This window comes from Flavobacterium sp. GT3R68 (assembly GCF_007109225.1).
Taxonomy (GTDB): Bacteria; Bacteroidota; Bacteroidia; order Flavobacteriales; family Flavobacteriaceae; genus Flavobacterium.
The window spans coordinates 103,176-117,142 of the sequence record NZ_VJZK01000008.1 but is presented as its reverse complement, the minus strand read 5'-3'; the positions used below and the strand labels follow the sequence as shown (position 1 = coordinate 117,142).

The window sequence follows — 13,967 nt, the reverse complement described above, 5'->3', positions numbered from 1 at the left end:
TTTGCTGTTTAAGCTTTATTAATACCTAATTATTAATTATTAAGAAATTCCCAAAAGCAATTTTTTGTTTACTAAATCTTTTAATCATTCCTTCATATATAATATTCCCTTCACTCACATATTTGATTTTCCATTCCTCATCAATGGGATAAATTATAGTTGAATTTGGGGTCAATAAATCCCATTTATATTGTGGGGAATAATTACTTGCAGAGTGTTCTGATATAGTCCATAATTCAATATATGAATTTAATTTGTGATTCTTAGTTGAAGACACCTCGGGTACTAGTGGTTTATATAACCATGGATTTTTAAAATCTTTAGAATTTAAAAACTTATGATTTTCTTTTTCTTTAAATTCTTTGAAGCCTAATTTTTTCCAAATTTTTTTCGAACTTGAAGGTTCGCAAAACAATTCCATTACAACTACATTCTTGTTTAATAAATGGACAGTTAATTCATTTAGTAAAATCTTTCCAAAACCATTTCTTTTTTTATTATTTTTAATTACTACGACTTCTATTTTAGCATATTTATCAATTATGGAGTAAGAAATATAACCAATACAAAAATCGTTGTCATCAATCAAACATATAAAATTATCATTGGTAAATTGGGAATTATTGAAGTTGTATATAAAACTATTTAATCCACTTTGACTTTCTTCAAATAACCATGTTGTGATTTGTTGAATGTATTTTTCATTCGGTTCAAAAAGGATTTTCATAAATTTAATTTATGGCAATCAAAATGCTTAGTTTTTCAATTTTATCGAAGTAATCCTTCCAATAATCTTTATTAGAACTTGGATTCGTTTTATCGTCATATAGAAATATCATTGAAATTTTACCCTCAGTGTCATATTTAATAGAATTTTCAGAGCTGGCGATGTCTATTAATTTTAATTCAGTTAGTGCCTTATATTTTGTATAGACGGGATTTTCAGAAAATGCTTCTTCACTATGAATTGAAAATTTGTCACTTATTTTACTCCAACCTAAGGGCATGTATTCACGATTAAATGCAATCCACTCATTGTTTGAATTTCTTTTAATTCCATAGGGTAAGTTGATTCTGAAGAAATTTGATAATGCCATAATTTCGTTTTCTTAAAATTAATTTGGTGAAATAATATTTCATAAATATAAAACAAACTTTTTTTGTTTGGTAAATATTATAGAATTTGTTCCAAATTGAGTTTAAGTCTTAAATTCCGCAAATGCCATTAATTTGGATATATGTTTTTATCAAACGCTTCAATTATAAATTCATATTTTTTTGAACAATTGTTGATGTTTCCGTCATAAAGAGTTACTACTTTAAAATCCTCACTGATAACTACATCTCCATAAGGTGTATTATAATAATAAGTTTGGGTATAAGAATTATATACTTTAAAGTCTAATTTTCTATCCAACCAAGAATTATTACCCCTTTTGAAATATAAGTAGTTGCCTGCGTAATAAAATAGGTTTTGTCCGACATCAGTTTGTGTTAAGACCCAATTTTTATTTTCAAATGAATATTCTGAAACTTGAGAAATTTTATACCCACCTCTATATTTTAAAAAATCTAATGCTTCATTTTTCTCTGGTACGTTTTTCTTAGGAACTTCATAGAGATTTTCATTTTTGGGAGTTGCTGTAGATGACTCTTCATTTTCAATTGTTTTTACTTCTGAATATAAATAATTAACTACCTGATTAGTCATGCTATTGCTAGAGTAGTCAAACTTTTTTGAATTAATATAATGGAGTGTTTCATTTTTAAATCTTGCGTTAATGGTAGTTTTTGTGTTATCGCTAAACGATAAGCTCCATATTTTTGATTGAATATCCGTGATAGCATTTTGAACTCTTTGTACATTTGTGTCATACCTATTTTGTTTTGACGATAAGGCTTTCTCTAATAGATTTATATCTATTGGGTTTATATATGTCGATTGTTCTGATTGTGATAAATCTTTGTATTTCCATACTTCATTTAAACTATCATAATACTTATAGCCAATCATAATGCCTTGATTATTGAAATATTCATATCTTTTATATAAATCATTATACTTTTCGGAATATGACTGTGCACTGATTAAATTTATGGACCCGATTAATAAAAATAGAAATAAGTGTTTCATATGAATTGGATTGGAGATTTAAGGGAAATCGGGTCTAATAACTCATTAAATTATTTAAACCTATAGGAATTGAATATCAATCAATAGTATAAAAAATATTCAATATAGGCAAATATGCTTATATAATTTTTCTGCATAATCATCAATTTTGATTGTGAGAAAAGAGCAAGATATTAATTTCTTAAAATTATTTGGTCAAAATTTGAAAAGGATAAGAATCTCTAAAGATTTTACCCAAGAATATTTGGCTAATGATTTGAATATTGAAATTTCTCAAATATCAAGAATTGAGAGGGGGCTTATTAATACTTCCATAATCAATGTAAAAAAGATAGCGGATTCTTTAAAAATAGATATTAAGGACTTATTTGATTTTAAATAAACTGCAGTTTTTTTATAATTGTTTCATTTGTTCCTTACTTAAAAAACTATTACACCAACCGAATTCATATAAATATCCGTTCTTAATTTCTAGATTAACAGCGAATGAATTTGCATAGATTATTCTACTTGGAAGTCTTGAATCTTTATTTTTTTTATAATTTACATTAAAACCTATTACTGTTTTACCTAAAGAACAAAAACTGCATTTGCTCTCGTGCGTCTCAGTAGAAACGACTTCAAATCCTTTATCGATATTATTAAAAAGTCCAAAGTTATGTTCGCCTTGATTTATAAAATCTATAAAATCTGGATGATTTTGTAATTTGAATTTATTAAAAGTATTTTTTAATTTTTTAAAATCTACTTGTTTGCAAACTGCAACTAATTCATTTACGAATTCACTAGTCTTTATGGCTGGTAGGAGAGGAGCTTTGATTTTTGAAGGAATAATTTGTTGCATGTTAATAGATTTTAATTCCTTACAGAAGTAAAGAAAAAAAACGACATATACAAGTGAATCAATATGGTATAAACATATCAGTTTTAAAAATTCAATCTAACTTTTTGTTATTAGATTTTCATCGTAAAAAATCCACATAATAAATAAAATTTTAAAATTATTTATGTTTTAGAAAGTTAAAATAACTGTAGGCAGAACCGTAAAAGGTGTCATTTTCCTTAAATGTAGTTTTTTTTGATTTTCTAGTAATTTTATTTAATTCGTTTTGCAGACGTTTTAATTGATGTGCTCTTCTACGGTCTAAATATCTTAGTTGCTTTGAAATAATTCGATTTTTTGTAAGCATTTTAAATCCGTTAGTCCAACATAAACCTTGTTTAGTGGGTTTTTTGTGATTGTAAATTTGGATTCTACCTACAGACATAGAAATAAGTCTTTGTTGTAAACTAAATATTATTTGTCTTTTTGACCATCTTGAATGTTCATTACGAGTTTCTTGATAATGTTTCAGTTTTCCTAGGTTTTCAATTACTTTTTCGGTCTCGGCAACTTGCTTTTTCGTCTCTTTTTTTATTGTTGATTTCCGAACTCTAATCTGCCCATTAAAATTTATTTGATACCCTACGAAAGATACCCAAGGAACATTATTTTCATTGACATTTTTATCTCCCCATAAAAAAGGTAATTTTGATTTCGAATCCCAAAATGAAGAGCTTTGAGCTTTGTAATTTAAATTAGCGGTCGGTTCATGGTATAACAAAAAATTTGCATGGATACCTGACATGAAAACTTTCAATGCATTGTTGCATGTGTCTTTGTTAGGATGCATTAAAATCATATCGTCACAATATCTAATATAAAATATATCCTTACCAGAAGATAATACCTCTTCATCAATATTATGCAATATCAGATTAGCAATGAAGCATGAAATAGCATTTCCTTGAGGGACTCCAATTTTATTTTCAGCACAATAGTTTTGACCAAATTCATTATTGAGATTTTTCTCAACCCACCCAAATTTTCCTATAGGCAATTTATTGTTTTCAAACCAAGTGGAATCACTATTGAGTTTTAGTACATTTTCTTGAAACGAGTAAGAATTTAGAAATAATTGAAATATTTTATATGCTTTTTGGTCAATTGATTTAGAAGTTTTAATTTCTATTTTTTTACTAATATCGTAAAAAATATTTAATAAATGTTCATGATTTACTGTGTCAAAAAACTTTTGAATATCACATTCAGCTACATATAACGGATTGTTTGTTTTTCTTTCGTTGCCTATTTTTTCAATACAGTCATGATGAGTAGGAATGATATTAGATTTGTTTTTAGCACGAAATGCGTAGGAGCAATCTAAAAAGATACTGTCAAAATAATTTGTTAGATATTTTGCAGTAAGTGAACATATTATTTTACTTTTTATGTCATATACTGCAATAGGTCTATAAGTGATTTTTTTTTCCTTCTCATCTTTTTTAATTCCTGTAATTTTTGGGGGTGTAAAGGAATAATTTGAAGTTTCAATGTGTAGAACCTCATTTTTTATATCTTCAACATATTTTATTAATTTATCATACCAAATAGGTGCAACAATCCCATTACCGATGTCTTTTTTAGTTTTTAAATATGTATTATAAAGTCGCTCTTGATTACTTTTATTACTATCCAGACAGTATGTTCTTTCGTCACGATGTAATTTTTTCCATTTTCTTCGTGAAGGGAATAATTCCTGAATTTCTTGGAATAGTGGATTTTGCTCTGATGAAAGAATATTATTGGACCTGTGATGAGTGCTAAAATTCCTAATCATGTGCTTTTCATGTCTTTTACCAGCATGAATTGCACGATATTTACATAATAATCGTATTATTTTTTTTTCAGAAAAATAGTCATTTATATCCATAGAAAATAAAAGCGTAGCCGTTTAAAATATTGTGGAAGATAGAAGAAAAGTGTATTCAATAAGCTTAAAAATACACATAGCCAAAAAAATCTTTCAGGACCAACAGACTATTGGATTATTTGGTTGATTTTTGTTAAGAAATCTTCCTAGACAAATAAATGACACCCTGATATATACAATGGAATAAATAATTACCCACCCTTCACTACGCTTTGGACAAATATATGTAATTTTGTATTAACATGAAGAATCTTTCAAAAATAAAAATAACTTGCTTTGATAATATGAAATCTACAAATTGTAGAAGCATGTTATTATTCGAAGAATTCGGAAATATAAAAAGAGGGAAATACAGAGATTTAATTGTGACTTGTAGAAATGCGGTTTCGAATGGAGATAAGAATTTATATGCAAAGCTAAAAAGTAATTTGCCTGCTGTAACATTTTGTGGTGAGTTTTTAGAAGGGCATAAAGTTGCCGACATGGTCACTTACAATAATTTAATGGTTATTGATATTGATAATTTAGATATTAATAAGTTACAAGACATCAATCAAGACTTACGTAAAGATAAATATATAACAGCATTGTGGCTTTCGCCATCTGGACTGGGTCTTAAAGGAATAATAAAAATAGATAGTGATGTTAATAAGCACAAAGCTGTATTTAATGCTTTGAGAATTTATTTTTTGGATAATTATCAAATTGAGCTTGACAAAAGTGGTAGTGACGTTTCACGACTTTGTTTTTCTTCGTGGGATGAAAATCTGTACTATAATCCTGATGGACAGATATTCGACGATATATTAGAAGTAGAAGAGGTAAGAGTTGCTAAAAATCTTCGACCAACTGTGAAACAATTAGTTGGCAAAAGTGCCTACGCAACTGAAGGTCTTAATAAAAGAGATGATAAAATTCTAATGAGAGATATTTTGAGGTTTTTAGAAAAAAGAGATATTTCCATTACCGATAATTATGATGCATGGGTAAAAGTAGGATTGGGTTTATCTTATACATTCAGTTATGATGTTGGTGAAACTTTTTTTTTAAAGCTATGTAGATTAGATAAAGATAAGCACTCGGAAGAGCAATCAATTAATTTATTGAAATACTGTTATAATAAAAGGCAACTGGATAAAACACATATAATTTCTTTCGCAACAATAATTTACTATGCAAAGCAAAAAGGATTTAAACCTTAATATATGTTTTGAAGCTAGAATGAATATTACATTATTCTTTTTATGTAAAACTACACTACCTTGATTAATTAGTGTTTTTTATTGAAAAATTATTCTTAAAAAAGTTCAGTAGTCCCCCCTTTATATAATATATAGTAAAATTTATAATTTTTTCATGTGGTTTCGAGGGTAGATACCCTTGTAAAAGGGTGGGGGTTTAATAAAGTTTTTACCCACCCGCCCCGACTTTTTTTAGTGGAGGAAGTGCTGTTGATTTGTTAACTTCTTGATATTAAGTGTGAATTAAAATAAATTAAATAAGGTTAATTTAGACACTTAATAAAAATAGTCGTGAATTATCCGTGAATAAAAAACCCTAACTACTTATTTTTAAAGTAATTAGGGTTTAATTTTGTAGCGAAGACGGGAGTTGAACCCGTGACCTCAGGGTTATGAATCCTGCGCTCTAACCAACTGAGCTACCTCGCCTTATTTTGCCTTTATTCAAGGCCTTGAATGCGGGTGCAAATATAAAACTTATATTATAGCTTCCAAACATAAACTGATAATTTTTTATTTTAAAAAAGGCTTTTTTATTCATTTAAATTTATATATATTTCCAAAAAAATAATCAGTACACATGGATAATAAAATAAGATATGAACTAGAGTTTCCATTAAACTCATCGCCTCAATTATTGTTTCAATATATTTCGACGCCTTCAGGCTTATCTGAGTGGTTTGCAGATAACGTGAATTCAAGAGGGGAATTCTTTACCTTTATCTGGGACGGTTCTGAAGAGAAAGCACGGTTGTCCTCAAAAAAAACAGGGGAAAAAGTAAAATTCAGATGGATAGATGATAATAATAAAGACACTGATTTCTATTTTGAACTTCGTATTTTAGAGGATGAAATCACTAAGGACGTATCCTTGATGGTCACTGATTATGCAAAGGAAGACGATATGGACGAAGCCCGTTTGCTATGGGAAAACCAGATTTCAGATCTAAAACATGTGATTGGTTCCGTATAAAATTTGCGTATTAAAACTTATATTTGCCCTGAATTTAATTTAGGGCTTTTTTTATGATCAATTTTAACGGGACGCTTCTTTCGCCAGACACCAATTTATTAGTTAATAACCGCGCATTTCTATATGGAGATGGGGTTTTTGAAACCGTTAAGATCTTTGATGGTAAAATCCTTTTCCTTGAAGATCATTATTTCAGGCTAATGGCATCCATGCGTGTTGTCCGTATGGAAATCCCTATGAATTTCACCATGGAATTTCTGGAAGAACAACTGTTAACTTTAGCAAAAGCAAATAAGCTGACAGAATCCAGCCGGGCGAGAATTACCGTTTACAGAAACGGAGGAGGATATTACATGCCAACTGACCGGTCGATCTCCTATTTGATTCAGGTATCCCCATTAGGGAGCCAAATGTACGCTATGGAAAATGGCAACTATGAAGTCGATTTATACAAGGATTTTTATGTAACCAAACAATTACTGTCCTCCATAAAAACAACCAATAAGATCATTAATATTACCGGAAGCATTTTCGCGGACGAAAACGGATTAAATAATTGCCTGCTGCTCAATGATAGTAAGAATGTAATTGAGGCCTTACAAGGCAATATTTTCATGTTAATGGGCAGAAAATTAATAACCCCTCCCGTTTCAGAAGGTTGCTTGAATGGCATCATGCGGAAGCAAATTCTTGCTTTGGCAAAAAAAATTGAGAATTTAGAAGTGGTAGAAGAACCCATTTCACCCTTTGAACTTCAAAAAGCGGACGAATTATTCATTACCAATGTGATTAAAGGTATTCAGTCAATAACTAAATACCGAAAAAAAGAATATGAGAGTGATGTAGCAAATGACTTGCTGATCAGGTTGAATGCTCAAATAAGATTGACTTAATTCAGGAGCGGGTTTTCCGGTGCGTTGGACCAAATAAGATAATCACCGCCCAATTCCAATATCTTTTCTTTCCAGAAATCAGCCGTGGACTTGCCAATGATTTTATTTTGGTACAGGTTTTCTGCAACAATCCATGAATTGGAAAGCATTTCAACTTCTAATTGCTCCGCATCCCATCCGGTATAACCCAGGAAAAAACGTATATTATCTTTCTTGATTTTTCCTTCGTTGATGAGGTTTTTAGTCAGTTCAAAGTCACCACCCCAATAAATACCACTGGAAATTTCGATACTGTTAGGGATTAGTTCCGGAATGTTGTGGATGAAGTACAAATTATCTTGTTCCACCGGACCTCCATTATAAATTTTAAATGAAGCCTCAATTTCAGGAATTAGGTCGTTTATGGTATACCTTAAAGGTTTGTTTATGATGAAGCCTATCGAACCATCATCATTATGGTCTGCCAATAAAATTACCGATCTGTTAAATGATAAATCACCAATTATGGAAGGTTCTGCAACGAGCAGCTGGCCTTTTTTTAGTTTTTCTGAAATCATTTTGGCTTATTTTTAATTAAATTTAGAGAAAAAAAGTATTAACTCCCAAATAAAATCGATAATAGGATAAAAAAAACCCTCCAAGTGGAGGGCTTATATTTATATGGGTAGATAAGTAATTAGTTTACTGCACCTTCTAGTTCAGCACCAGCTTTAAATTTCACTACTTTTTTAGCAGCGATTTTAATAGTTGCCCCAGTTTGTGGGTTTCTACCGTCTCTTGCAGCTCTGTCAGATACTGACCAAGATCCGAAACCTACTAAAGATACTCTTCCTCCTTTTTTCAAAGTACCACCTACATTACCTAAAAATGATTCTAAAGCTAATTTTGCAGCTGCTTTAGTAATTCCTGCGTCAGCAGCGATAGCATCGATTAATTCTGATTTGTTCATAATAATAGTTATTAATTGTTGGTTAAATATTACGTTACTTGTAACAAATTTAATAGGAATTCCTTACTGTGCAAGTCTTTTCGATTGTTTTTAATCGAATTGTTAATAACTTTAACATTTTGTTGATAAACTAAGTTGTTTTTATCGAAATTCCGTTACATTCAGTGTTTTCGCACCCTAACAAACGACAGCGTTTTCGCTTAATGGTAGTCCATTTAATAATTCGGAAGTACTCATTTTTTTCTTCCCTGGGAATTGTAACTGTAAGACCTGTATGAATCCATCCTGAACGGCAATTTTCAATTCTTTCTTGGTGCTGAGTACTTTTCCGATTGGTTCCTGATGAGCTTCTTCAACTATTCGGACGGCGTATATTTTCACGTTCCATTCCTGTCCGTTGTCTTTAAAATAACACCAGGCAGCCGGATATGGTGATAGTCCCCTTATTAGATTATGAATTTCTTTTGCTGATTGGCTCCAGTCAATTTTGCAATTGTCTTTATCGAGTTTATAAGCGGTTTTTATGTTGTCGTTATCTTTTTGAATTGTTGTAACTACATTACCTTTTCCAATCAAAGCTAAAGTTTCAACAACAGTATCACTTCCCAGATTCATCAGGCGGTCGTGTAATTCCCCAGCGTTTTCTTCTGGCGAAATTTCAATTTCGGAACTCAGGATCATCGCACCGGTATCAATTTTATCATCAATAAAGAAAGTCGTTACACCCGTTTTGGTTTCCCCATTAATGATAGCCCAATTGATAGGGGCCGCACCTCTATAATTGGGAAGTAACGAAGCATGGAGGTTAAAGGTTCCTAATTCCGGCATTTCCCAAACTACTTTCGGCAACATTCTAAACGCCACGACAATCTGCAAGTGGGCATTCAATGCTTTTAACTCGGCTAAAAAACCTTCGTCTTTCAAATTGGCAGGCTGCAATAAGTGCAAATTGTGTTCTAATGCATATTCCTTTACATCAGAATATTTTATTTTCTGTCCACGTCCGGCTGGTTTGTCAGCTGCAGTAATCACGCCAACCACTTCATAATTATTTTTGAGGATGGTATCCAAAATGCCCACGGCAAATTCAGGAGTTCCCATAAAAACGATTCGTAATTTTTCCATCTTGTGCTGAATTTATTTCAGTATTTGTTTAAGAGTGTATTGATTGTTTGGTTTCACGATGATAACATCGTGATCGAGTAATTGTTGCAATGCAAAGATAATGTCGTCTGCCGAATTTTTTGTCAGGAATTGAATTTCCCTTGAATTCAGTGGTTCTGTCTTTAATAAAGCAAGAATTTTTTTGGCTAAAGAAACGGTATTGGTTTCAGGCTTGGTTTGCTGAATACAATAAGAACAGATTCCACAGTTTTCGGTTTTGGTCTCTCCGAAATAATTCAATATCAGCCTGCTTTTACAGGTATCCTTATCATTGACATAATTCAATACCGATTTTAATTGTTCCGTTTTAAGTTTGTTTTGATTCTCTAAATATTTTGAAACGCGATTGATGGTTCTTTCATCTTCGCGGACTTCATTGAAAATTAATGTCGCATCATTGCTTTTTGCCTGATAATCGATAACGCCTTTGTCTTTTAATTTTAGTAAAAGTTGGGCTACGGCGTTTTCAGTTGTATTTGCTTTTTTGGCAAGCAAAGGTAAATTTAAAGCAGCAGGCACATCATGAACCCCCGAATACGTTCTTAATAATGCCAGGATTATAGGTTCATCGGAAGTATTTAAACTCATGTACCGAATCACTTCTTTGGACGGAATGATAAACTGCACCATCACCTTTTCTGAAAATTCCTGAGATAAGGTCAGGATTCCCTGCCGGTCCAAAAACTGCATTGCATTATATACCTTTAATATAGGGAACTTGTATTGGGCACAAAAATGATTTAAGTTGAAGGAAAACTGCTCGTCAATCCCTTCACCATACGCAATTTGAAAATAATTGCACAATTTGACATACATCGTGGTCAGGAAATTTTTATCGGGTAAAACCGCAATAAACTGCCCTTCTGCCTGAAGACTGTCGGACGGACTGGTCAATAAAACGGCAAACGCCTTTTCGCCATTTCGTCCCGCGCGTCCCGCTTCCTGATAATAGTTTTCAAGATTCTCCGGAAGCTGGATATGGATGACCGTTTTAACGTTGGCTTTATCAATGCCCATCCCAAAAGCATTCGTCGCGACAATAACCTGCACTTCTTCATTCATCCAAAGCTGCATGTTTTTGTCTTTTTCCTTAGACGATAATCCGCCGTGATAGTACGTGGCTTTAAAACCTAAAGACTGCAATTGCGAAGAAACATCCAGACACGATTTTCTGTTCCGTACATATATAATAGAAGGTTGTGGATTTTTCTGTAAAATTTGTTCAATCCGGAATAATTTGTCCTCAATCGCAAAAACCATATACGCGATGTTTTCCCGTGCGAATGATTTTTGGAAAATCACTGGGTTTTCCAATCTTAATTGCGTAATAACATCTTCCTGAACGCGGTCTGTTGCCGAAGCTGTCAACGCTAAAAATGGAATTGTTGGGAAATGCGCTTTTAACTGTGAAATCTTCAAATAAGCCGGACGGAAATCATGTCCCCACTGCGAAACACAATGCGCTTCATCAATAGCAATCAAACTTATGGGCAGATTTTTGATCCGTTCCAAAATCCAGTCGGACTGCAATCTTTCAGGGGATAGGTACAGGAATTTATAATTCCCAAATTGACAATTATCCAGTAAGTTAATCATCTCGTCGGATTGGATTCCGCCGGTCATCGCAATGGCTTTGATATCCCGTTTTTGCAAATTGGCGACTTGGTCTTTCATCAATGCCACTAAGGGCGAAATAACCAGACAGATTCCTTCCTGCATCATCGCCGGTACCTGAAAACACAGTGATTTTCCGCCGCCGGTTGGCATCAATGCAAAAGTATCCTGACCACTGAGAACAGAGTCAATGATTTCTTTTTGCAGAGACCGAAATTGATCGTACTTCCAGTATTTTTGAAGAATGTCTAATGCTTCTTGCATAGAATCAGATAAGTTTGACAGTGGATTTCATGCGCAAATCCAATATCGAAATTCCCTAAATTAATTAGAAAGTTTATCTAATATAAAAAGAATTCTGTTATCCACGTTGTCTTTCGGAACTTCAATTAAATGGTATCCGTAGTTTTCGTAGGTTTCCGTAAGGTGGTTATAGATAAGTTTCGCCTGTTCGTAATTCTCGTAACGCTCGTCATCACTGACATATATTTCTTCCCAGGGCGGAAGAATAAAGATTTTTGTGTATTTATTTTCGTGGCAGGCAGCATCAAAAAAAGAAGGGTAGCTGTCGCCGATATAATGCATGTAAGCTAAAACATCGGGAATTCCGCGATCCAGAAAAACAATTTCGTGAGGCTCATTTTGTGCATTCAGGAACTGTTTTTTTCGGCCTTCCAACAGCAATTCGCTAAAAAGTAGCGGGTTCTCAAGAAATAATTGCTCGATACCCTGTTTTTTTGCCTCCAAAGTTACTTCGCGTGAAATTTCTGGATAACAGCAAAAACCTTTTTTTATCAATCCATCGATGATAGTGGTTTTACCGGTACCTGGCCCGCCAATGATAACTACAATTTCTTTTTCCACTTTTTAGAAATAAGGCGCAAACTTACTCAAACTAATCGGGATATGAAAAATTAATTTTTAGGGAGCTGAAGATTGCGGATTTTTAAGAACCACAATTCCTGCTGTCCGCTGCAAACAAAGTTTACTGAACTCCAATGAAAATAAAAGTATGTGAAGTAATCTCCCGAAAAAAAATCGGGAGGATTTTCCCTTCCATCAGGGCTAGGTATGAAATTATTGGATTTTTTAAAAATATCCTAAAACCTTAATTGAGAATTCCCAAATCTAAAATCAATACCGTATATTTGCTTATATTTTTAAATGAAAATGGATAAGGACAGCGAAGAATTTTACGAGAGGTTGCGATTGGAATTAAACAGTAGTAATAAGCATTGGCCTGCTTTATACCTCTTTAAATTCATCGTTCCATCGGATAAAGAAAAAATACAAACCGTACAGAACGCTTTTGATCGTATGGGTGCTGTAATAGAAACCAAGAATTCTAAAGCGGGCAAATACACCAGCGTTTCTATAAATGTGCATATGCAGAGTGCGGAGGCAATAATAGATAAATACCAGCAGTTAGCTACTGTTGAAGGTATAATTTCCCTATAATTATGGTGACAAAATATCAGAAAGAAAACGCAAATGATGTCGTTTTCAACTTAGAATACAATTCCGAAAGGCAGCATCTGATCATTCCGGAATACGGTCGTCATTTGCAGAAGCTTATCGATCAGGCCACTGCTATAGAAAGTAAGGAAGAGCGCAACAAAGCCGCAAAATATATCATTCAGGTAATGGGAAGTCTGAATCCACACCTTCGGGATGTGCCGGATTTCCAACATAAATTATGGGACCAGATTTTTATCATGTCGGATTTTAGACTTGATGTGGATTCCCCGTATCCGATTCCTTCCCGCGAAGTATTGCAACTGAAACCGGAAATCCTGCAATACCCCCAGAACTTTCCTAAATACCGTTTTTATGGCAATAATATCAAATACATGATTGATGTGGCCAACAAGTGGGACGATGGCGAAATGAAAAGCGCGTTGGTGAAAGTTATTGCCAACCACATGAAAAAATCGTACTTGAGCTGGAACAAAGACACGGTAAAAGATGATGTGATTTTTGAACATTTATTTGAGCTTTCGGACGGAAAAATCAATTTGACCCAAAGTTCGGAAGAGTTGCTCAATACTACTGACCTGATGCGCACCAATAAACGCGTTTCGAACAAGATTATTCCTGGAGGCGGTGCGGCCATCAAGCCAAAAATCACCAAAAACACCAAATCCAACAACCCGACTCACAAAAACCAAAATAGAAAACCACAGTAAGGGCACGTCGCATTCTTGATTTATAGAATACCTGACGACTTACACTTGATCATTATACAT

General features: G+C 32.9%; 16 protein-coding genes and 1 tRNA gene. 6 read left to right on the top strand and 11 right to left on the bottom strand.

Annotated elements, in window-relative coordinates; genetic code table 11:
* Positions 1 to 25 precede the first annotated feature (25 nt).
* The 3 genes from FNW07_RS13315 to FNW07_RS13305 form a co-directional block, all read right to left on the bottom strand.
* Complete coding sequence (locus FNW07_RS13315; RefSeq protein WP_126744567.1) at positions 26 to 727, bottom strand: GNAT family N-acetyltransferase; 702 nt, start codon at positions 725 to 727, stop codon at positions 26 to 28.
* A gap of 4 nt (positions 728 to 731) precedes the next feature.
* Complete coding sequence (locus FNW07_RS13310) at positions 732 to 1,097, bottom strand: hypothetical protein (protein WP_126744568.1); 366 nt, start codon at positions 1,095 to 1,097, stop codon at positions 732 to 734.
* Positions 1,098 to 1,225: 128 nt separating this feature from the next.
* A complete protein-coding gene (locus FNW07_RS13305) occupies positions 1,226 to 2,134 on the bottom strand; it encodes a hypothetical protein (protein WP_126744569.1) in 909 nt (302 codons plus the stop codon).
* Between the two features lie 154 nt (positions 2,135 to 2,288).
* Here FNW07_RS13305 and FNW07_RS13300 point away from each other — a divergent pair, with 154 nt between their 5' ends.
* On the top strand, positions 2,289 to 2,516 hold the full coding sequence (locus FNW07_RS13300) for a helix-turn-helix domain-containing protein (protein ID WP_158626861.1): 228 nt from the start codon (positions 2,289 to 2,291) through the stop codon (positions 2,514 to 2,516).
* A 12-nt stretch (positions 2,517 to 2,528) separates the two neighbouring features.
* Here the strand turns inward: FNW07_RS13300 and FNW07_RS13295 are convergent, their stop codons facing one another.
* Positions 2,529 to 2,978 carry a hypothetical protein gene (locus FNW07_RS13295; protein ID WP_126744571.1) on the bottom strand — a complete coding sequence of 150 codons (450 nt, stop codon included), beginning with the start codon at positions 2,976 to 2,978 and terminating at the stop codon, positions 2,529 to 2,531.
* A 157-nt stretch (positions 2,979 to 3,135) separates the two neighbouring features.
* Entirely contained in the window at positions 3,136 to 4,887 is a 1,752-nt protein-coding gene (locus FNW07_RS13290; protein ID WP_126744572.1) for a reverse transcriptase domain-containing protein, read from the bottom strand.
* 242 nt (positions 4,888 to 5,129) lie between these two features.
* Between FNW07_RS13290 and FNW07_RS13285 the strand changes: the two genes are divergently transcribed.
* Positions 5,130 to 6,089 (top strand): BT4734/BF3469 family protein, encoded by a 960-nt coding sequence (locus FNW07_RS13285; RefSeq protein ID WP_126744573.1) that lies wholly within the window; start codon positions 5,130 to 5,132, stop codon positions 6,087 to 6,089.
* A gap of 394 nt (positions 6,090 to 6,483) precedes the next feature.
* Here the strand turns inward: FNW07_RS13285 and FNW07_RS13280 are convergent.
* A tRNA-Met gene (locus FNW07_RS13280) sits at positions 6,484 to 6,557 on the bottom strand.
* Positions 6,558 to 6,708: 151 nt separating this feature from the next.
* Here FNW07_RS13280 and FNW07_RS13275 point away from each other — a divergent pair.
* Positions 6,709 to 7,101 carry an START-like domain-containing protein gene (locus FNW07_RS13275; protein WP_126744574.1) on the top strand — a complete coding sequence of 131 codons (393 nt, stop codon included), beginning with the start codon at positions 6,709 to 6,711 and terminating at the stop codon, positions 7,099 to 7,101.
* Positions 7,102 to 7,154: 53 nt separating this feature from the next.
* Positions 7,155 to 7,994, top strand: a complete 840-nt coding sequence (locus FNW07_RS13270) for an aminotransferase class IV (protein ID WP_126744575.1) — start codon at positions 7,155 to 7,157, stop codon at positions 7,992 to 7,994.
* Here FNW07_RS13270 and FNW07_RS13265 read toward each other — a convergent pair.
* From FNW07_RS13265 to FNW07_RS13245, 5 genes are all read right to left on the bottom strand, one after another.
* Positions 7,991 to 8,551: a YqgE/AlgH family protein gene (locus tag FNW07_RS13265; RefSeq protein WP_126744576.1), complete on the bottom strand. Its 561-nt coding sequence runs from the start codon at positions 8,549 to 8,551 to the stop codon at positions 7,991 to 7,993. The two genes, FNW07_RS13270 and FNW07_RS13265, sit on opposite strands and share 4 nt — an antisense overlap.
* A gap of 119 nt (positions 8,552 to 8,670) precedes the next feature.
* Positions 8,671 to 8,943 carry an HU family DNA-binding protein gene (locus FNW07_RS13260; RefSeq protein ID WP_126744577.1) on the bottom strand — a complete coding sequence of 91 codons (273 nt, stop codon included), beginning with the start codon at positions 8,941 to 8,943 and terminating at the stop codon, positions 8,671 to 8,673.
* Between the two features lie 177 nt (positions 8,944 to 9,120).
* On the bottom strand, positions 9,121 to 10,068 hold the full coding sequence (gene fmt / locus FNW07_RS13255; RefSeq protein ID WP_126744578.1) for a methionyl-tRNA formyltransferase: 948 nt from the start codon (positions 10,066 to 10,068) through the stop codon (positions 9,121 to 9,123).
* A 12-nt stretch (positions 10,069 to 10,080) separates the two neighbouring features.
* Complete coding sequence (locus FNW07_RS13250) at positions 10,081 to 11,985, bottom strand: ATP-dependent DNA helicase RecQ (protein ID WP_126744579.1); 1,905 nt, start codon at positions 11,983 to 11,985, stop codon at positions 10,081 to 10,083.
* A gap of 60 nt (positions 11,986 to 12,045) precedes the next feature.
* Complete coding sequence (locus tag FNW07_RS13245) at positions 12,046 to 12,585, bottom strand: AAA family ATPase (protein WP_126744580.1); 540 nt, start codon at positions 12,583 to 12,585, stop codon at positions 12,046 to 12,048.
* Positions 12,586 to 12,891: 306 nt separating this feature from the next.
* Here FNW07_RS13245 and FNW07_RS13240 point away from each other — a divergent pair, with 306 nt between their 5' ends.
* Both FNW07_RS13240 and FNW07_RS13235 read left to right on the top strand, forming a co-directional pair.
* Entirely contained in the window at positions 12,892 to 13,179 is a 288-nt protein-coding gene (locus FNW07_RS13240) for a DUF493 family protein (protein ID WP_126744581.1), read from the top strand.
* A 2-nt stretch (positions 13,180 to 13,181) separates the two neighbouring features.
* Positions 13,182 to 13,907, top strand: coding sequence for a DUF4290 domain-containing protein (locus FNW07_RS13235; protein WP_126744582.1), 726 nt, complete (start codon positions 13,182 to 13,184; stop codon positions 13,905 to 13,907).
* Positions 13,908 to 13,967: the final 60 nt, after the last annotated feature.